Source organism: Kocuria tytonicola, assembly GCF_003687455.1.
GTDB classification, from domain to species: Bacteria; Actinomycetota; Actinomycetes; order Actinomycetales; family Micrococcaceae; genus Kocuria; species Kocuria tytonicola.
Genome location: NZ_PHOA01000003.1, coordinates 53,984 through 72,876, shown reverse-complemented (window position 1 = coordinate 72,876; position 18,893 = coordinate 53,984). Strand labels below are relative to the sequence as shown.

At 72.1% G+C, this 18,893-nt stretch carries 20 protein-coding genes; 17 read left to right on the top strand and 3 right to left on the bottom strand.

The features are described 5' to 3' along the window. The first annotated feature begins 79 nt into the window (after positions 1-79). The 17 genes from ffh (at position 80) to CWC38_RS00990 (ending at position 15,699) form a co-directional block, all read left to right on the top strand. Positions 80-1,651, top strand: a complete 1,572-nt coding sequence (gene ffh / locus CWC38_RS01070) for a signal recognition particle protein (protein WP_121845001.1) — start codon at positions 80-82, stop codon at positions 1,649-1,651. A gap of 6 nt (positions 1,652-1,657) precedes the next feature. Continuing rightward, positions 1,658-2,152, top strand: a complete 495-nt coding sequence (locus tag CWC38_RS01065; protein WP_121845000.1) for an NUDIX domain-containing protein — start codon at positions 1,658-1,660, stop codon at positions 2,150-2,152. Then, on the top strand, positions 2,149-3,066 hold the full coding sequence (locus CWC38_RS01060) for a hypothetical protein (protein ID WP_121844999.1): 918 nt from the start codon (positions 2,149-2,151) through the stop codon (positions 3,064-3,066). Before CWC38_RS01065 ends, CWC38_RS01060 begins: the two co-directional genes overlap by 4 nt. Positions 3,067-3,333: 267 nt before the next feature. Further along, the gene (rpsP, locus tag CWC38_RS01055) at positions 3,334-3,762 is read left to right on the top strand and encodes a 30S ribosomal protein S16 (RefSeq protein WP_121844998.1); all 429 of its coding nucleotides are present in this window, start codon (positions 3,334-3,336) and stop codon (positions 3,760-3,762) included. Between the two features lie 2 nt (positions 3,763-3,764). Continuing rightward, the gene (locus CWC38_RS01050) at positions 3,765-4,007 is read left to right on the top strand and encodes an RNA-binding protein (RefSeq protein ID WP_029603087.1); all 243 of its coding nucleotides are present in this window, start codon (positions 3,765-3,767) and stop codon (positions 4,005-4,007) included. A 123-nt stretch (positions 4,008-4,130) separates the two neighbouring features. After that, on the top strand, positions 4,131-4,703 hold the full coding sequence (rimM, locus tag CWC38_RS01045; protein WP_121844997.1) for a ribosome maturation factor RimM: 573 nt from the start codon (positions 4,131-4,133) through the stop codon (positions 4,701-4,703). 2 nt (positions 4,704-4,705) lie between these two features. Beyond that, the gene (gene trmD / locus CWC38_RS01040; RefSeq protein WP_121845007.1) at positions 4,706-5,725 is read left to right on the top strand and encodes a tRNA (guanosine(37)-N1)-methyltransferase TrmD; all 1,020 of its coding nucleotides are present in this window, start codon (positions 4,706-4,708) and stop codon (positions 5,723-5,725) included. A gap of 175 nt (positions 5,726-5,900) precedes the next feature. Then, complete coding sequence (rplS, locus tag CWC38_RS01035) at positions 5,901-6,263, top strand: 50S ribosomal protein L19 (RefSeq protein ID WP_012398134.1); 363 nt, start codon at positions 5,901-5,903, stop codon at positions 6,261-6,263. A gap of 64 nt (positions 6,264-6,327) precedes the next feature. After that, on the top strand, positions 6,328-6,963 hold the full coding sequence (gene lepB, locus CWC38_RS01030) for a signal peptidase I (RefSeq protein ID WP_240624976.1): 636 nt from the start codon (positions 6,328-6,330) through the stop codon (positions 6,961-6,963). A gap of 102 nt (positions 6,964-7,065) precedes the next feature. Beyond that, positions 7,066-7,881: a signal peptidase I gene (lepB, locus tag CWC38_RS01025; RefSeq protein WP_121844995.1), complete on the top strand. Its 816-nt coding sequence runs from the start codon at positions 7,066-7,068 to the stop codon at positions 7,879-7,881. Further along, positions 7,878-8,684 (top strand): ribonuclease HII, encoded by an 807-nt coding sequence (gene rnhB, locus CWC38_RS01020; protein ID WP_240624975.1) that lies wholly within the window; start codon positions 7,878-7,880, stop codon positions 8,682-8,684. Before lepB (CWC38_RS01025) ends, rnhB begins: the two co-directional genes overlap by 4 nt. A 147-nt stretch (positions 8,685-8,831) precedes the next feature. Beyond that, complete coding sequence (locus CWC38_RS01015) at positions 8,832-9,278, top strand: YraN family protein (RefSeq protein ID WP_121844994.1); 447 nt, start codon at positions 8,832-8,834, stop codon at positions 9,276-9,278. 303 nt (positions 9,279-9,581) lie between these two features. Further along, positions 9,582-10,829 carry a hypothetical protein gene (locus tag CWC38_RS01010; RefSeq protein WP_124106131.1) on the top strand — a complete coding sequence of 416 codons (1,248 nt, stop codon included), beginning with the start codon at positions 9,582-9,584 and terminating at the stop codon, positions 10,827-10,829. Between the two features lie 203 nt (positions 10,830-11,032). Then, positions 11,033-12,646, top strand: coding sequence for a YifB family Mg chelatase-like AAA ATPase (locus CWC38_RS01005; protein WP_165860310.1), 1,614 nt, complete (start codon positions 11,033-11,035; stop codon positions 12,644-12,646). Next, on the top strand, positions 12,643-14,019 hold the full coding sequence (dprA, locus tag CWC38_RS01000) for a DNA-processing protein DprA (RefSeq protein WP_121844991.1): 1,377 nt from the start codon (positions 12,643-12,645) through the stop codon (positions 14,017-14,019). Before CWC38_RS01005 ends, dprA begins: the two co-directional genes overlap by 4 nt. Next, a complete protein-coding gene (locus tag CWC38_RS00995; protein ID WP_121844990.1) occupies positions 13,979-14,992 on the top strand; it encodes a tyrosine recombinase XerC in 1,014 nt (337 codons plus the stop codon). The genes dprA and CWC38_RS00995 overlap by 41 nt, the downstream gene beginning before the upstream one ends. Positions 14,993-15,195: 203 nt before the next feature. Further along, on the top strand, positions 15,196-15,699 hold the full coding sequence (locus tag CWC38_RS00990) for a DUF3145 domain-containing protein (RefSeq protein WP_121844989.1): 504 nt from the start codon (positions 15,196-15,198) through the stop codon (positions 15,697-15,699). 303 nt (positions 15,700-16,002) lie between these two features. Here the strand turns inward: CWC38_RS00990 and CWC38_RS00985 are convergent, their stop codons facing one another. The 3 genes from CWC38_RS00985 to CWC38_RS00975 form a co-directional block, all read right to left on the bottom strand. After that, positions 16,003-17,265 carry a beta-ketoacyl-[acyl-carrier-protein] synthase family protein gene (locus CWC38_RS00985; RefSeq protein WP_121844988.1) on the bottom strand — a complete coding sequence of 421 codons (1,263 nt, stop codon included), beginning with the start codon at positions 17,263-17,265 and terminating at the stop codon, positions 16,003-16,005. 117 nt (positions 17,266-17,382) lie between these two features. Further along, positions 17,383-17,628, bottom strand: a complete 246-nt coding sequence (locus CWC38_RS00980; RefSeq protein ID WP_121844987.1) for an acyl carrier protein — start codon at positions 17,626-17,628, stop codon at positions 17,383-17,385. Between the two features lie 148 nt (positions 17,629-17,776). Next, positions 17,777-18,844, bottom strand: coding sequence for a beta-ketoacyl-ACP synthase III (locus CWC38_RS00975; protein ID WP_121844986.1), 1,068 nt, complete (start codon positions 18,842-18,844; stop codon positions 17,777-17,779). Positions 18,845-18,893 lie beyond the last annotated feature (49 nt).

Below are 18,893 nucleotides of genomic sequence, written 5' to 3'. Positions count from 1 at the left end.
GGGTGCTGACGGGCGGGCAACGCTTGCTAACCTGGGACACTGAATTCATCCGTCGTCCGAGGAAAGCAGCGACCTCCCCGTGTTCAACTCACTGTCCGACCGGCTCACAGCGACCTTCAAGAACCTGCGCGGCAAGGGCAGGCTCTCGGAGGCGGACGTCGACGCCACCGTGCGCGAGATCCGCCGCGCCCTGCTCGAGGCGGACGTCGCCGTGCCCGTGGTGCGGGAGTTCACCGCCGTCATCAAGGAGCGCGCCCTCGGCTCGGAGGTCTCCGAGGCGCTGAACCCGGGCCAGCAGGTCGTGAAGATCGTCAACGAGGAGTTGCAGAACGTCCTCGGCGGCGAGACCCGCAGGATCAACCTGGCCAAGACCGGGCCCACGGTCATCATGCTCGCGGGCCTGCAGGGCGCGGGCAAGACCACCCTTGCCGGCAAGCTCGGCAAGTGGCTCACGGACCAGGGGCACAAGCCCGTCCTGGTGGCCTCGGACCTGCAGCGCCCCAACGCGGTGACCCAGCTGAAGGTCGTGGGCGAGCGTGCGGGGGTTCCCGTGTTCGCACCCGAGCCCGGCGCCACGTCCGAGTTCGACGACCCCACGGGTGACCCCGTCAAGGTTGCCCGGGACGGTGTGGACTTCGCCCGCTCCAAGCTCTACGACGTGGTCATCGTGGACACCGCCGGACGACTGGGCATCGACCAGGCCCTGATGAACCAGGCCCGGGACATCCGCGACGCCGTGGACCCGGACGAGGTCCTGTTCGTCATCGACGCCATGATCGGCCAGGACGCCGTGAACACGGCCAAGGCCTTCGACGAGGGCGTGGACTTCACCGGCGTGGTGCTCTCCAAGCTCGACGGCGACGCCCGCGGTGGCGCGGCGCTGTCCGTGCGCGCGGTGACCGGCAAGCCCATCATGTTCGCCTCCACGGGCGAGGGCGTGCGGGACTTCGAGCAGTTCCACCCGGACCGCATGGCCTCCCGCATCCTGGACATGGGTGACGTCCTCACGCTCATCGAGCAGGCCGAGCGGCAGTGGGACAAGACCGAGGCCGAGCGCATGGCCAAGAAGTTCACCGACCAGGAGGACTTCACCTTCGAGGACTTCCTCGCGCAGATGCAGCAGCTGCGCAAGATGGGCTCCATGAAGAAGATGCTCGCCATGATGCCCGGCGCCGCCGGGATGCGCGAGCAGCTCGAGAACTTCGACGAGCGCGAGATCGACCGTGTGGAGGCCATCGTGCGCTCCATGACCCCGCACGAGCGCGTGGCCCCCAAGATCATCAACGGGTCCCGCCGCGCTCGCATCGCCCGCGGCTCGGGCGTCTCGGTCTCCGAGGTGAACCAGCTCATGGAGCGCTTCGCCCAGGCGCAGAAGATGATGAAGCGCCTGGCCCAGGGCAAGGGCGTCCCCGGCATGCCCGGTGGCATTCCCGGCATGGGAGGCGGCGGGGGTGGCGCGGCCAAGAAGGGCAAGGCCAAGAAGAAGGGCTCCCGCTCCGGCAACCCCGCCAAGCGCGCCCAGGAGCAGGCGGCGCTCGCGTCCGGGCAGAAACCGGCCGCGAAGGGCAGCGCGTTCGGCGCCCAGGGACAGGACCTGGACGCCGAGTCGCTCAACCTGCCCAAGGGCTTCGAGAAGTTCCTCGGAAAGTAGGCATCCATGGGTTCGTACCTCCCCGACGACGAGCTGCGCGAGTTCATCGCCACGCTGCCCACCCGGCGGCTGGCCTCCGCGGCGATCATCCGTGACGAGAACGGGCGGGTGCTCGTGGTGGAGCCCAACTACAAGGACGGCTGGACCCTGCCCGGCGGCACGGTGGAGGCGGGGGAGGACCCGCGCACGGGCTGCTTCCGCGAGGTGGTCGAGGAGGTGGGCCTGCACCTGCCCGAGGGCCGCCTGATCGCCGTGAGCCACGGGGTGAGCATGGGCATGTGGGGAGACTCCGTGTCCTTCCTCTACGATGGCGGCACCGTGGCCTCCGACACCCCCATCACCGTGCAGGAGGAGGAGCTGCTGTCCTACCGCTTCGTCGCCCCCGAGGAGCTGGAGACGGTCATGAGCCCCGGCATGGCGGAGCACATCCGCGCGGCCATCGAGGCACTGGAGACCGGCACCGTGGTGGAGCGCGTGATGGACGGAGGGTCCCGGGCATGAGCGAGCGGCCCGCTCCGCGCTCGGTCCTGCTGGTCCGCGCGGACACCCCGCAGCTGCCGTTCGTGGCCACGGCGCTCGGCACGGGCTTCACCGCGGTGGCGCACGACGGCTGGTCCGCGGTGGTCCTCCCGGACGGCACGGACCCGGCCGCTCTCGCCGCCGCGGGGGATCCGCACAGCATCGCGGTGCGGCTCGACTCCGACGGCAGCACCCGCACCCTGCGCGTCTACCCGCCCGTGGCCTCGCTCGACGCCGGCCGCGACTGGGGCACCCAGTTCACGGAGCTCGCGGAGTCCACCACCCTGCACTGGCCCGCCGTCCACGAGGACTCCGTGGCGGAGCTGCTCGCGGGCACCCGGGACGCCTCCGAGGCGGGCCCCTACGCCACGGAACGAACCCCGGGTGACGACGCCGCGGCGTCGGCCCCCGCGGCGAACGGCACCGCCGTGGCGTCGATCGCCTCCCTGTGCGACCTCGACCCGGCGCAGGGAGCCCGGCTCGAGAACTACGCCCGGACCCCGAGCTCCGCGCTGCTGCTCGAGTCCGTGCTCCAGCTGCTGGGACTGCCGCCCGTAGCCGCGAAGATCGTGGAGGGCCAGCGCGAGCTGAGTGAGATCGAGGGGGTGGCGGACTACGCGCCGCGCCCGGCGGGGCTGTCCCTGTTCGAAGCGGCGAGCGTGGAGCCCAGCGGCACGGACCTGCTCTCGCGCATCCAACGTGCGTACGTGCGCCGGCCGTCGCTGCTGCTCGCGGTGGGCGGAGCGGAGGCCGTTCTCGGTGCCGGTCTGGCCGGACTGGCCGCCCGGGGCGGCAGGGGAGCCCGGGTGCTCGGATCCGCGTCCGCGCTCATGCTCTCGGACGCCGCCCTGCAGACCGCCCTGTGGGCCACGGTCCGTTCCCGGAAGCGGCGCTGAGCGGGCACCGCGTCCGAACCGGCTCGGGTGGGTGGACCGCCGGCCGTCGGAGTGCCGTGCGGCCCGCAGGAGGCCGCCGGGGCCTCCGGAGAGGGTCGCGCCGTCGGCCCCTGGTTTGACAGCTGTGGCACAATGGACGGGTACTCGAACCGTGCGGACCCTCTCACCGCGCGTGATGTCGTGTCCACAGGGAACCCACGTGCTGCCCGCCCCACGGGCCGGTGTGTGCGGTGACCGATTCCATTCGAAACAGGAGTAACCACACAAGTGGCAGTCAAGATTCGTCTCAAGCGTATGGGCAAGATCCGCGACCCGCGTTACCGCGTGGTGGTCGTCGACTCCCGCAAGAAGCGCGACGGTCGCGTGATCGAAGAGGTCGGCGTGTACCAGCCGACCGAGAACCCCTCGTACATCAACCTGGTGTCCGATCGCGTGCAGTACTGGCTCGGTGTGGGCGCGCAGCCCTCCGAGGCCGTGCTGGCTCTCATGAAGATCACCGGTGACTGGCAGAAGTTCAAGGGCGAGCCGGGTGCCGAGGGCACCCTCAAGCAGCCCGAGGCCAAGAAGCAGTTCGTGGCCCCGGACAACGGCTCCGTGATCATCCCCGAGGCGATCACCCCCAAGGCCGAGAAGGTCGAGGAGGCCCCCGCCGAGGAGACCGCCGTCGCAGAGGGCGACGCCGAGAAGGCTGAGTGAGCATGCTCGCCGAAGCCCTCGAGCACCTCGTCCGCGGCATCGTGGACAACCCCGAGGACGTCTCGGTGCGTTCCCGCGACAACCGTCGCGGGGAGACGCTCGAAGTGCGCGTGCACCCGGATGACCTGGGTCGCGTGATCGGACGATCGGGGCGCACGGCCAAGGCCCTGCGCACCGTCGTCAGTGCACTGGCTTCCGGCGAGAGCGTCCGCGTGGACGTGGTCGACACCGACCGTCGTCGCTGAGCGGACACCCGCGTACCACGGCCCCCGTTCCTCCCGAGGAACGGGGGCCGTGCTCATATCCGCGCTGCTCCCGGTGACGCGCCGCGAGCAGCCACACACCACAAGGTCCCGCGAGGAGAAGGCATGAGCGTTCGGGTTGCCCGAATCGGAAAACCGCACGGCGTGCGGGGTGAAGTGACCGTGGAGCTGTTCACGGACGATCCGCAGGCGCGCTTCGCGCCCGGCTCGGTGCTCGGCGTCCAGCCCGGGCGGGGCGCCCGGCGCGGTGCCGACGGCGAGAGGGCGGCGGAGCCGCTGCGCGTCGAGGCGCTGACGGTCACCGGCTCGCGGTGGAACAAGAGCGTGCTGGTGGCCCGCTTCGCGGAGATCGCGGACCGCAACACCGCAGAGGCCGCTCGCGGGCTGGAGCTCTTCGCGGAGGTCGCAGACCTCCCGCTCGACGACGACGAGTGGCACCAGGACGACCTCCTGGGACTCGTGGCCGTGGACACCACCCGGGACGAGGCACGCATCGGCACCGTCAAGGCGCTGATCCAGGGACGCGCCCAGGACCTCCTGGAGATCACACCGGAACGGGGCGGGCCGGCCGTCTTGGTCCCGTTCGTCGAGGAGATCGTGCCCGAGGTGGACCTGGACCGCGGGCTCGTGCTCGTGACCCCGCCCCCGGGGCTGCTCGAGCTCGGCGAGGACGCGTGACCGTGCGCATCGACGTCCTGAGCATCTTCCCCGAGTACCTCGAACCCCTGAAGCTCTCCCTGATCGGCAAGGCCGTGACCGACGGGCTGCTGCAGTTGCAGGTCACGGACCCGCGCGCCTTCGCCACGGACCGGCACCGCACCGTGGACGACACCCCCTACGGCGGGGGCGCGGGCATGGTCATGAAGCCCGAGCCCTGGGCCCAGGCGCTGGAATCCGTGGTGCGGGCCGCCGCGCAGGATGCGGCGCTCGCCGAGCCGCCGGCCGCTCCTGGCGCCCCGCCCGCCGGCGGCAGCACGGCGCTCGCCGCCCACGAGGTGGCGGAGTCTGCCATGAGCGGGCTGGGCAGCCCCCAGGTCCCCACGGACGACGCCGCTGCTCGCGCCCTCCCGGGCCAGGCAGCGGCACCCGGCCGTGCGGCGTCGTCGCGGCCCGTGCTGGTGGTGCCGTCCCCGGCGGGGGAGGTGTTCACGCAGGACATCGCCTACGAGCTGGCCGCGGAGGAGCACCTGGTCTTCGCGTGCGGGCGCTACGAGGGCATCGACGAGCGCTTCCTCGACTGGGCGCGGGGTGAGGTGCGCGTGCGCCCCCTGAGCCTGGGTGACTACGTGCTCAACGGGGGAGAGGTGGCCGTCCTGGCCATGGTCGAGGCCGTGACCCGGCTGATCCCCGGCGTGATCGGCAACCCGGAGTCCCTCACCGAGGAGTCGCACACCGGCGGGCTGCTGGAGTACCCGGTGTACACCAAGCCCGCCGCCTGGCGGGACCGCGAGGTGCCGGAGACGCTGCTCTCGGGCCACCACGGCAGAATCGCCCGGTGGCGCAGGGACCAGCAGCTCGTGCGCACCGCTCGGCGCCGGCCGGACATGGTCCTGGCGCTGGACCCCGCCCACCTGGACCGCGCAGACCTCTCCGTGCTGGCCGAGGAAGGCTTCGCCGTGCGCGACGGGTCGTGGCACCGTGAACCACAGCGCCGTGAGCGGGGGCACACCGGGGCGGGCGAGGCCCCCGATATGGCATAATGGGCGGCTGTGTGTGCGTCGGGCACGCCCCTGCCGCAGGGGGGAGAGCGACCAACGGCGCACCGCTCGGGACGGCCACTTCATGCTCCGTACCGAACCCTGGAGCGTCGTCACCCCACGGGGTGGCACGCGAACCACACGTGAGAGACCTGCGGCGATCACGAGGAGTCACATCATGAACATTCTTGACCAGCTTGATGCCAAGTCCCTGCGCGACGACGTCCCCGACTTCCGTCCCGGCGACACCCTGAACGTGCACGTGAACATCGTGGAGGGCAACCGCTCCCGTGTCCAGGTGTTCAAGGGCTTCGTCATGGGCCGTCAGGGCTCCGGCGTGCGCGAGACCTTCACGGTCCGCAAGGTCAGCTTCGGCGTGGGCGTGGAGCGCACCTTCCCGGTGCACTCCCCGATCATCGACAAGATCGAGCTCGTGAGCCGCGGCGACGTCCGCCGCGCGAAGCTGTACTACATGCGCGACCGTCACGGCAAGGCTGCTCGCATCCGCGAGAAGCGCGAGTCGAGCGCATCGAGCAAGTAAGACTCACCGGGTGCCACAGCACACGGAACACGCGGAGGGCCCGGCAGCTGCCGGGTCCTCCGCCGTGAGACGACCCGTTTCCCCCCGGACGTGGTGGTTCCGGGTGGTGCTCGCCGCCCTGCTCACGGCGCTGCTCGTGACCGCGCTCGTGCGGGGTTTCCTGCTGGACGTCTACTGGGTGGGTTCCGGCTCCATGGAGCCCACGCTGGAGGGCGGGGACCGGGTGCTGGTGGACAAGACCGTGTCCGGCGAGGATGCCCAGCGCGGGGACCTCGTGGTCTTCGACGGCCGCGGCTCCCTGGACCCCCTGCACTCCTCCGACCCCTGGTACGAGCAGGCCGCGCAGTCAGTGGGGCAGTGGCTCGGACTCACGGGGTCCGGCACCAGCTACGTCAAGCGCGTCATGGCCGTGCCGGGTGACACCGTGGCGTGCTGCACGGCCGAGGGTCTGCTCACCGTCAACGGTCAGCCCCAGCGCGAGGACTACGTCTACCCTGGTGATGCACCGTCGGACATCCCGTTCTCGGTGCACGTGCCGCAGGGGCGCGTGTGGCTCATGGGCGACCACCGCAGCGTGTCCGTGGACTCCCGCTCCCTGCTCGGTGCCCCGGGCGGCGGCCTGATCCGTCAGGACCGCATCGTGGGCACCGCCGAGCGCGTGGTGTGGCCCCTGGACCGGGCTCGCTCCCTGGAGGACTGACCCCCTCTGCCGGGCGACTCCCGGAACCCGGCGCCGCGGCGTCGGCCGGTGCACCACGACGGGCCGCCCCGGACTCGCCAGAACGTAGAAAAGGATTGTGCAGTGGCTGAGCAGCACGCAGCGGGTGCCGAGGGCATCCACCCCACGAACGACCCCGGCGCCCCCGGCGGGTCCGTGGACCCGCAGTCCGGAGCGGATTCCGCCGCCCCCACCCGCCGTGCGCGCCGCGGCGGCTCCCGGAAGTCCCAGAAGGCCACCGGAGGCTGGGGAGCGGTCCGCGAGATCGCCATCGTGGTGGTGCTCGCGCTGCTCATTGCCTTCGTGGCCAAGACGTTCCTGATCCGTGGCTACTACATTCCCTCCGGCTCCATGGAGCAGACCCTCGAGCTCGACGACCGGATCTTCGTCAACGTGCTCGGCGCGAGGACGGGGCACATCGACCGCGGGGACATCGTGGTCTTCGACGACACCCAGGGCTGGCTCCCCGAGGCGCCGGCCGCCCGCACGAACCCCGTGCGGCAGGGTCTGGAGTTCGTCGGGCTGCTGCCGGACAGCAGCCAGCAGGCGCTGGTCAAGCGCGTGATCGGCGTGGGCGGGGACCACGTGACGTGCTGCGACGCCTCCGGCAAGGTCTCCGTCAATGGCAAGGCCTTGGACGAGCCGTACCTCTACCCGGGCGCCGCCCCCTCGGACTTCCCCTTCGACGTCACCGTGCCCGAGGGCAAGTTCTTCGTGCTGGGCGACCACCGCAACGCGTCCGCGGACTCCCGCTACCACATCGAGACCGGCACCCAGTTCGTGAGCGAGCAGGACGTGGTGGGCACCGCGTTCGTGACGGCCTGGCCGCTGGACCGGTTCCGCTTCCTGCACAACCCCGAGGACGTCTTCGCGGACGTCCCCGCACCGGCGCGCCCGTGAGCCCCGCGCGTCCGGCTCCCACGCTGGACACGGAGACGGAGCTCGCGCGTGACGGGGCGCGCTTCGTCGCGGGGATGGACGAGGTGGGCCGTGGCGCCCTCGCGGGCCCGGCGAGCGTCGGACTCGTGGTGCTGGACGTCCCGGTGCTGCTGGGGCCGTCCCCGGACGACGCCGCCCGGACGGGGACCGCGCACACGTCCGGTTCCCCGCGTCCCGCGGTGCCACCCGGTCTCCGAGCGGCGTCGCCCGCCCCGGGGCGTGCGGATCGCACGCCGGCGCGGCCCTGGGAGGGTGTGCGGGACTCCAAGGCCCTGAGCGCGGCGCGGCGGGAGGCACTCGCCCCCGGGATCGGCGAGTGGGCCGTGGCCACCGCGGTGGGACACGCCCAGCCCGCGGAGATCGACGAGCTGGGGATCACGGCGGCCCTGCGGCTGGCCGGTCTGCGGGCGCTGGACGCCGTGCGGCGGGCGGGCGCGCGCGTGGACGCCCTCATCCTGGACGGATCGCACAACTGGCTGGATGCGGCTCCAGTGCTGGGCCAGGAGGAGGCCCCGGTCGAGCTGCCACTCGTGGTCCGCACGCTCGTGAAGGCGGATGTCGCGTGCGTCAGCGTGGCAGCCGCCTCCATCCTCGCCAAGGTGGAACGGGACGCGCTCATGACGCGCCTGGCCGCTGCCCACCCGCAGTACGACTGGGCGTCCAACAAGGGCTACGGCAGTGCTTCCCACCGGGCGGCGCTGCTGGAGCACGGCGTCACCGCGCAGCACCGGCGGAGCTGGAACCTCGGCGTGCGCCCCAGCTGACCCCGGCCGGGACCGGTGGGCCCGAGAACCGTAGTCCCCGCGCGGTGCCTGCGGTGAGGGGGGCCGTTGCCCTTCCCGCACGGCACCTGTCCTCCACACCGCCTCAGATCGGGTGCGCCCCGGACGGGGCTCGCTCACAGTGGTGCCATGACTGCACCCTCGACCACCGTCACCGCATCCACCCGCACAGGGAACGGCCCGCCGCAGGAACCACCTGCCGTGGACCGCCAGGGTGTGGGGCGCGCGGGGGAGGAGCTCATCGCCGGTCTGCTGGAACGCTCCGGCTGGACCGTGCGGGACCGCAACTGGCGGCCCCCGCGGGGGCAGGGGGCGCCGCGCGGGGAGCTGGACATCGTGGCCGAGCGTCACGGGCGGGTGACCGTGTTCGAGGTCAAGACCCGCTCCGGAGTCGACTACGGGCACCCCTACGAGGCCGTGGGCGCCGACAAGCTGCGGCGCCTCCACGTGCTGGCGCGGGCCTGGGCCAGGGCGCACGACGACGCCCGGGTGCCCACCGTCGACGTCGTCGCCGTGCACTGGCCGCGCGGGGCCTCGCCACGGGTGGAGCACGTGGGCTCGATCGGCTGGCTGTGAGGACGCGCCCGCTGGTGCCCGCTCGCAGGCACGGGCGCCGTCCGAGGGGGCGTTGTCCGTGAGCCGGGTTCGCGGTCCGCGGGCCGCCGTCACGGGTGTGCCGTCTCTGCGCCCCACACGCCAGTGCGGCGCCTCGCAGGGGTCGTGCACCCGGCACGGGACCCCGCTCGGGGACCGGGTGGCGACCGGGTCACATCGTGCGGGTCACATTGCGTCGGCCGGCCTCCGCCATTATGAATTTCCCCCGGCCCGTGCCACGGTACTGTCCGGACGACCACCGCCGGTCGGCGAACGGGGGAACGCATGAAATCCGGGGTTTGGCTGCCGCATGTGCTCTCCGCCGCCGCGCTGACGACCACGGCGGTACTGTGTCTCTCGTCCTGCGGGGCACCGGACGAGACCTCAGGTGTGCACGTCGCCTCCCCGCAGTCGGCGTCGCCCACCGGGACAGGCCTGCATCCCGGGGTCTTCAAGGCGGAGCTGCCCAACGGCGCGTCGGTGCGGATCACCGTGCCGGCGCGGAGGGTTCCCGACGAGCGTCTCGAGCAGCTGCGGCGCGAGGCCGGGGTACCGCGAGCCACCTATGCCACGGTGGACATCGACAACCGCTCCGGGCGCTCACCCGTCTCCGCAAGTCGGCTGGTCCTCACGGCCCGGGACGGCGCGACCTACCAGCTGGAGCACGTGTCGCGCGCGGTGAAGAGGTGGCAGCCCCGTGCTTCCGGCGGCGGCCACGTGACCCCCAGCGGCACCACCCTGGATGCCGAGGCCGCGCAGACACTCCGGAACCGCATCTGTGCGACCGCCCGTGGGGCGTCCGGCGACATCCCCGTGGGGGAGCGAGGGCGGAACATCCTCGTGGGGGACGTCTCCGGCATCCCGGACAGCTTCGCGAGCCTCGAACTCGTTCCCCTCATCGGCGACCGTGAATCCGCCCCGGTGCAGGGGCGTCCCGAGGGGAGCACCGGCACGTCGGGGGAACCGGGCCACTCGGACGGACCGGGAGAGGGCGGGCCTCCCGGTGGCGGGGGCGACGCGTCGAGCCGTGCCCCGGCGGGCGACATCCCGCCCGAGACCCCGCTCCCGGAGGACCCGCAGCCCCCCGGTCCGGCCTCGCCCGCCGTGCCGCCGGATCCTGCGGTGCCGCCGGGCCCCGTGGGGCCGGTGGTTCCGGATCCGGTGAACCCGCCGCCTGTGGTTCCGGACCCGATCGTCCCAAACCCGATCGTCCCCGACCCGGATCCCGTTCCCACGGTGCCCCCGGTGCCCGAGCCCCCGGTGCCCGAGCCGACGGTGCCCGGGGAGGCCCTGCCGGATCCCGTGGTTCCGACGATCGACCCGCCGGCGCCCGGTGTTGCGGCAGCTGCGCCCGAGAGCCGTGAGAAGGACGGCCGCGTGCAGCACGGCTCGTCCGTGCTCGGTTCGGCGGGGACGGCACCTGCGGTGTCCTGCCTCGTGATTCCTGTGCCGGTGTCCCCCTCCACACCCGGGCTCCTGGCGGCAGCCGAGGTCCCGGATGCCGTTCCCGGTCCCGCGCACGGGAAGACCTAGCAGCGGTTGAGCAGGCCACACCGGCGACACCGCGCGAGAGCGGGCGAGGGTGCGTCACGGGTGCTCACGGTGACTCGTCCCAGCTCACGCCCGACCACGAGGTTCCCAGCCGCGCCCGCGTCCCACCTGCCACCCGCGGCAAGCGCCCTGCACATCCAGCGGGGGCCCGCCCCGTGAGCCCCCGCTGGGGGCACGGTGGTGCCATGACTTCCGAGACCGTGGTGCAGAGACCTTCCAACCCTGCGACGACCCGTGCCGTGGGCGGGTTCGCCCGGAGCCGCAGCATTGCCCTCGTGGGGCTCGAGGGGCACGTGGTGGACGTGGAAGCGGACATCGGCCAGTCCCTGCCCGGGTTCACGATCATCGGCCTGCCGGACCAGGCGGTCAACGAGTCCAAGGAACGGATCCGATCCGCGGCCCGGCACGCGGGCGCGCCGCTCTCGCCCCGCAAGATCACCGTGAACCTCTCACCCGCGACCCTTCCCAAGCGGGGCTCACACTTCGACGTCGCCGTGGTCATGGCCGTGCTCGCGGCGCAGGGGGTGGTGCGTCCTCCCGGTGACACCGTGTTCTACGCGGAGTTGGGACTGGACGGTTCGCTGCGCCCCGTGCGCGGGGTGCTCCCCGCCGTGCTCGCCGCCGTCCGCGCGGGCCACCCCCGCGTCGTCGTCTCCGCCGCGAACCGGGCCGAGGCGGAGCTGGTGGCGGGCGCGTCCGTGAGCTCCGCCGGTCACCTGGCCCAGCTGCTGGTCGAGCACGGGGCGGATCCCGCACTGCTTGCGTTCGCGGAGGCTGGCGCAGGGGCCCCGGAACCAGCACCGGACCCACGGGGAGAGCCGGTCGCCGAGGGGGCGCCCACCCCCGACCTGAAGGACGTGGTGGGCCAGGTGGAGGGACGGCAGGCCCTGGAGATCGCCGCGGCGGGCGGGCACCACCTGCTCATGGTCGGTCCGCCCGGGGCGGGAAAGACGATGCTTGCCGAGCGGCTGCCGGGCATCCTCCCCGACCTGTGTGACCAGGACTCGCTGGAGGTCACCTCCGTGCACTCGCTGCGCGGCGACGCCGCCTGCTCGGCACTGCTGCGCCGGCCACCTTTCCAGGCACCGCACCACAGCATCACCATGCCGGCCCTGTGCGGCGGGGGCAGCGGCATGCCCCGCCCCGGGGCCATCTCCCTGGCACACAGGGGAGTCCTGTTCCTCGACGAGGCGCCGGAGTTCGAACGGCGCGTCCTGGACGCCCTGCGCCAACCGCTGGAGTCGGGGACCGTGACGATTGCACGGGCGCAGTCCGTGGCGCACTACCCTGCGGACTTCCAGCTCGTCCTGGCCGCGAATCCGTGCGCCTGCGGTCGCGCCGGGGGCACGGGGCAGGCCTGCACGTGCAGCGCCGTGCAGCGGCGTCGCTACTTCAGCAAGCTGTCCGGGCCCCTGCTGGACCGGGTGGACCTGCAGCTTCGCGTGCCGGCCGTGACCTATCACGAGCTCAGCTCCGTGCACGGCTCGCCCCCCGAGGACAGCGCCGCAGTGGCTCGGCGGGTCTCCGGCGCACGCGGTGCCCAGGCGGAGCGGCTGCGTGCTTTCGGCTGCCGGGTCAACGCCGGCGTGCCGGGCTCGCTGCTGCACCGCGGGCTGTCACCGGGCGCGCGTGCCGTGCGGCCGTTGAAGGCCGCCATGGAGAACAGGACCCTCACGGCTCGCGGTTTCGTCAAGGTGCTGCGCGTGGCGTGGACCCTCGCGGACCTCGACGGCACCACGGTGCCGACCCCCGAGCACGTGCAGCTGGCGCTGTACTTCAAGACCACGGTGACGGCATGACCGGGCGGCATCCCAAAGAGGAGCAGCTCCCGGCGGAGGAGCGCCCCGTCGCGGACCAGTCCTTTAACCCACGCACCGGGTCCTCGGCGGCCCACGCGACGTCCTGGGTCGCGAGCGGGACCACCAGGGACTCCGAGCTCGAGGCCGTGCGCGCGTGCCGGGTCCGGCTGGCCCGCCTCATCGAGCCCAGCGACACCGCCGGTCTGCTGCTGCTCGCGGCCATGGGCCCCGAGACGCTGTGGCGAGCCGTCGTCGAGCTGGAGGCGCCGACTCCCGCTCTGCACTCGATCCTGCGGCAGGCGGCCCACGAAGCCGCCCCTGGAGCCCGCGTTCCGGACCTGGGCGCCCGGTTCGCCGCCTGGCGGGCCCGGCTGCCCGTTCCCGAGGACGACGTGGAGGCGCGCCACGCGCGGAGCATCGGGGCGTGGACCGTGGTCCCCGAGGACCCGGACTGGCCTCCGCAGCTCGCGGACCTCGGGCTCCAGCAGCCCATTGTGCTGTGGGGCCGAGGTGACCGGTGCCTGCTTCCCGCTCTGCGGCGCTCGGTCGCGGTGGTGGGCTCCCGCAATGCCAGTGCGTACGGTGCGGCCGTGACCAGGGAGATCTCCCGCGAACTGGCCGTGGCCGGCTGGTGCGTGGTGTCCGGTGGAGCCTACGGGATCGACGCCGTGGCCCACGGTGCCGCTCTCGAAGCGGGTCCGGAGCGCGGGGCCACCACCGCAGTGCTGGCGTGCGGGGTGGACCGCTTCTACCCGGCGGCGAACGCCGAGCTGCTCGCCCGCACGTGCGAACGCGGCCTGGTGCTCAGCGAAGTGCCCCTGGGGTGCGCCCCCACGCGGTACCGCTTCCTGCAGCGCAACCGGTTGATCGCGGCACTCACCCGGGCCACCGTCGTCACGGAAGCCGCCTGGCGCTCGGGGGCCCTGAACACCGCCCGGCACGCCGCAGGGCTGTCCCGGGACGTCGCGGCGGTCCCCGGTGATGTGCTCGTGGGCGGATCGGCCGGATGCCACCGACTCATCCGGGACGACAACGCCGTGCTGGTGGGCAGCGGGAGCGAGGTCCTGGAACTGGTGGGACCGCTGGGCAACACGGCCGCCAGGGGACAGGAGGAACGTCGTGCGCAGACGTCCCACCGCGCCACGGACGGGCTCGACCCCCATCTCCTCAGACTCTTCGACGCGCTGCCGCTGCACCGTGATGCGGACCCGTCCCACCTGTGCCGGGTCTCGGGGCTGAGCCCTGCCCAGGTGCTCACGGGTCTGGTGTCTTTGCAGGAGCGCGGCCTGGCCACCGACTCCCTGCTCGGATGGCGGCGGGTAGGCTCCGATCATGGGCGAACGATCAGAGGTGATTCCGGCACCCGTCCCTGAAGGACGGGGCGAACCCGTCGGCGCGGCCCCCTCTCAGGACGACCCACCGCCGGGGCCCCTGGACCACCTGCTGCCCGGGTTCCGAGCGCACCTCGCGCTGGAGCGCTCCCGCAGCGAGCACACCGTCCGCTCCTACGTCGCGGACGTCGCAGACCTCTCACGGTGGATGCTGGAGGCCGGCATCGACGGCCCGGACCTGCTGGACCGTGACGCCTTGCGCGGGTGGCTGGCGCAGAGACACCAGCGGGGTCTCGCGCGCAGCTCCGTCTCGCGGGGGATCGCGGCGGTGCACACGTTCTTCCGCTGGGCAGTGGACACACAGGGGCTGCGGCACGACCCCTCAGCGGGACTGAGGGGCCCCCGACCCGCTCGGCACCTCCCGGAGATCGTGGGAGCCGCAGCGCTGGCGGACATGCTGGACGGTCTCGAGGAACGGGCTCTCGCGGAGCACGACGACGAGCACTCGGCAGCTCTCGCCGCACGCGACTGGGCGCTGCTCGAGCTGCTCTACGCCACGGGGGCCCGCATCAGTGAGCTCGTCGCGCTGGACCGCGGCCACGTGGAGCCGGCGAGCCACGTGCTGACGCTCACCGGCAAGGGGGACAAGCAGCGTCGTGTGCCCTACGGGGACAAGGCGGGAGAGGCACTCGCCCTCTGGAGACACCGCCGGGAGACCCTGGCCACCCGGGCCGCCGCAGACGCGGTCTTCGTGGGAGCCCGCGGGGCGCGCATCGACGTCAGGGTCGCCCGTCGCGTGGTGACGTCCGCACTGGAACACGTGCCGGACACGGGGGCCCGGGGCCCGCACAGCCTCCGGCACAGTGCCGCGACCCACCTCCTGGACGGGGGAGCGGATCTGCGCACCGTGCAGGAGCTGCTGGGGCACGCCACGGTGGCCACCACGCAGATCTACACCCACGTGTCCGTGGAACGGATCAAGCGCGCGTACTCCCAGGCTCATCCCCGCGCTTGACTTCTGCCGCCGAGGTGATCTCCGGGTTGACCACCCGGTAGCCCTCCTGGACAATGAGACCGAGCACGGGTAGTGCCGCGGCCTCGAATCTGCGGTGTCGGCCCGTACCACCCACCAATTTCATACGCGCACCGGGTGTCACACCCTGGGCTTTCCGGGCAGGACGTTGGGGAAGACGTACCTACACGACGGAGGAACAGGCTATGTCTTCACCCACCACGCGGGGAGTGCTCTACGTGCACTCCGCGCCGCGGGCGCTGTGCCCCCACATCCAGTGGGCCCTGGAATCCGTGTCCCACCGGCGCACGGATCTTCAGTGGACCCCGCAGAACGCCGAGCCCGGATGCGTCCGCACCGAGCTGGAGTGGTCGGGTCGCGCGGGCACCGGTGCCCTGCTCGCCTCCGCGTTGCGCACCCTGGGGCGGGTCCGCTTCGAGGTCACGGAGAACGCGAGCCAGGGCAACGACGGCTCCCGCTGGTCGTTCACCCCGGATCTGGGGATCTTCCACGCCACCACGGACGTGGCGGGGAACATCTGCGTGAGCGAGGACCGCATCAAGTACGCGTTCGAGGCCTCCGGAGGAGACCCCGAGGCCGTGGTCTCGGAGCTGTCCCTCGCGCTCGGTGAGGCCTGGGACGAGGAGCTGGAGCCGTTCCGCCACGCGGCGGAGGGAGCTCCCGTGCGCTGGCTGCACCGCGTGGGCTGACCCGCCGCGCGGCGGTGTCGGTCTCTTCGGCAGTGCTGGCCTCCTCGGCACGGCGCGTCGGCACGAATCCCGGGACGCCGCCTCCGGGAAGGAGCGGGAACGTCAGAGACGGGCACGACAGCTCACGGCCGTGCCATGACCGGTCCGCCCAGCAGCGTGGTGGCCACGGTGCCCCGGGGTCTTGAGCTTTCGTTCCTCTTCCACCGTCTGTGAAAGAACCCCCGGTGCCCGGCTGATCGGACGGGCACCGGGGGTTCTCCTGCTGGGTGCCGCCGCGGTCCGTCGGCCGCGGCAGGCAGACCCTCAGACGGAGCGGAACGCCGCCACCGAGTTGTGACCCCCGAACCCGAAGGAGTTCGAGATGGCCACCATGTCCCCGGAGGGCAGGTCGCGGGCGGTGGTCACGACGTCCAGGTCGATGCGGGGGTCCTGGTTCTCCAGGTTGATGGTGCAGGGTGCGGTGCGCTCCGTGAGGGCCAGAACGGCCAGCACACCCTCCACCGCTCCGGAACCGCCCAGCAGGTGACCGGTCATGGACTTGGTGGCGGAGACGGCCATCTGGTCCACGGCGTCCCCGAAGGCCGCGCGCAGGGCACCGGCCTCGGGCACGTCCCCCACCGGGGTGGAGGTGGCATGTGCGTTGACGTGCTTGATGTCCTCCGGGGCGATGTCCCCGGACTCCATGGCCTCGCGCAGGGCACGGGCGGGACCGCCCTCGTCCCCGGTGGCCGGCGCCGTGATGTGGTGGGCATCCGCGCTGAGGCCGGCTCCGGCGAGCTCTGCGTACACGCGGGCACCGCGGGCGCGGGCGTGCTCCTCGGACTCGAGGATGACGGCACCGGCGCCCTCACCCATGACGAAGCCGTCGCGGTCCACGTCGAAGGGACGGGAAGCCCGCTCCGGCTCGTCGTTGCGGCGGGAGAGCGCCTGCATGGAGTTGAACGCCGCAATGGTGATGGGGTGGATGGCGCTCTCGGCCCCGCCCACGATCACCACGTCAGCCTTGCCCGAACGGATGAGGTGCAGCCCCTGGTAGAAGGCCTCGGTGCCGGACGCGCACGCGGACACGGGGGTGATGGCGCACGCGCGGGCCTTGAACTCCATGCTCACGGAGGACGCGTTGCCGTTGGGCATGAGCATGGGAACGGTCATGGGCTTGACACGCCTCGGGCCCTTCTCGCGCATGGTGTCCCACGCGTCGAGGAGGGTCCACACTCCGCCGATCCCGGTGCCGAAGGCCACCCCCAGTCGAGTGGGGTCCACCTCGTCGCTGGTGTCGGCGTCCCGTCCGGAGAAGCCGGCGTCGGTCCAGGCCTCGCGGGCGGCGGCCACGGACAGCTGGCCGGAGGGATCGAGGCGCTTGGCCTGCACGCGGGACACGACGTCCTCGGCGGGCTGGGGGGAGAGGGCGCCGATGCGCACGGGCAGGTCGTAGGTCCGCACCCAGTCCTGCTCGAGGGCGCGAACACCGGAGACGCCCTGGAGGGCGCTCTTCCAGGTCTCCTGGACGTTCTCACCGATGGGCGTGATGGCGCCCAGGCCGGTGACCACTACTTTGCGGGACATGTTGTGCACTTCCTCGTGTCCGAATTCGCAGATGATCCAGGGGCCGTCACTGCGGCCACCCGGTATGACGGCGGTGGCGCACCCCGGTGCCGGGGTACGCCACCACTCGCCCGGGCGTCAGGCCTGGGCGTTGTCGATGAAGTTGACGGCGTCCTCGACGGTCTTGAGGTTCTTGACCTCTTCGTCGGGAATGGTGACGTCGAACTTCTCCTCGGCGTTGACCACGATGGTCATCATGGAGATCGAGTCGATGTCGAGGTCCTCGGTGAAGGACTTGTCGAGCTGCACGGCGTCGGTCTCGAGGCCGGTCTCTTCGTTCACGATCTCTGCCAGGCCGGCCAGGATCTCTTCTTTGCTCGCCATGGGGCTTCCTTTCGTTGAGGTCGCGCTGTGCAACCGTACTGGTGAGCGCGGGGGTTCCGGGGAATCCCTGCGCGGACCGCCCGATTGCTCGGGCCGGTCCTCGGACTGGAGGTGTGCGGTCTTACCCTACGACACCCGGGGGACAGGATCAGGGCAGCAGGACCACCTGGGCGCCGTACACCAGACCGGCACCGAAACCGATCTGGAGGGAGGGCTTGCCCGAGAGCTCCGGGTGCTCCGCGAGCAGCCGGTGGGTGGCCAGGGGGATCGAGGCCGCCGAGGTGTTGCCGGCCTCGGCGATGTCCCGGGCCACGATCACGGACTCGGGGAGCTTGAGCACCTTGGCCATCTGGTCGATGATGCGCATGTTCGCCTGGTGCGGGACGAAGGCCGCGAGGTCCTCGGGGGCCAGCCCGGCGGCGTCGAGCGCCTCCTGGGCCACGCGGGCGCCCTCCCAGGACGCCCAGCGGAAGACGGTCTGACCGTCCTGGCGCAGGGTGGGCCACAGGGTGGCGTCCGGGCGCATCTGCCCGGTCTCCGGGTCCACGAGGTCCTTGGCGTGGGTGCGCTCCCGGCCCTCCTCCACGGCGCGGATGTCCGTGAGGGGGTGGGTCATGCGGATGGCGTCCCACTTGGAGCCGTCCGAACCCCAGACGGAGGGGCCGATGCCCGGGACGTCCGATGGGCCGATGACCACGGCGCCGGCGCCGTCGCCCAGGAGGAAGGAGATGGAGCGCTCGGTGTTGTCGATGACGTCCGAGAGCTTCTCCACCCCGATCACCAGGACGTTGGTGGAATCCCCGGAACGCACCAGCGCGTCCGCCTGCGCCACGCCGTAGCAGTAGCCGGCGCACGCCGCGGAGATGTCGTAGGCCGCCGCGGGCGTGGCACCGAGCCGGTCCGCGAGGTTCGCGGCGAGCGAGGGGGTGAGGTAGGGGAAGGTCACGGTGGAGACGATGATGGTGCTCAGCTGGTCCCCGGTGAGCCCCGAGTTGGCGAGAGCCTCGCGGGCGGCGTGCTCGGCCATGTCCAGCACGGCGACGTCCTGGGGTGCACGGTGACGGGTGTGGATGCCCGTGCGCTTGACGATCCACTCGTCCGAGGACTCGATCCACTGGCAGATGTCGTCGTTCGTGACGATCTCCGAGGGGCGGTACGCGCCGATGCCCAGGATCCGGGTGTGTGCGTTGGGAATGTTCTGCTTGATGGTCGCCACGAGAGGCCGACTCCTTACCTGGTGCGGATCACAGCGAGTGGTGCGGTGG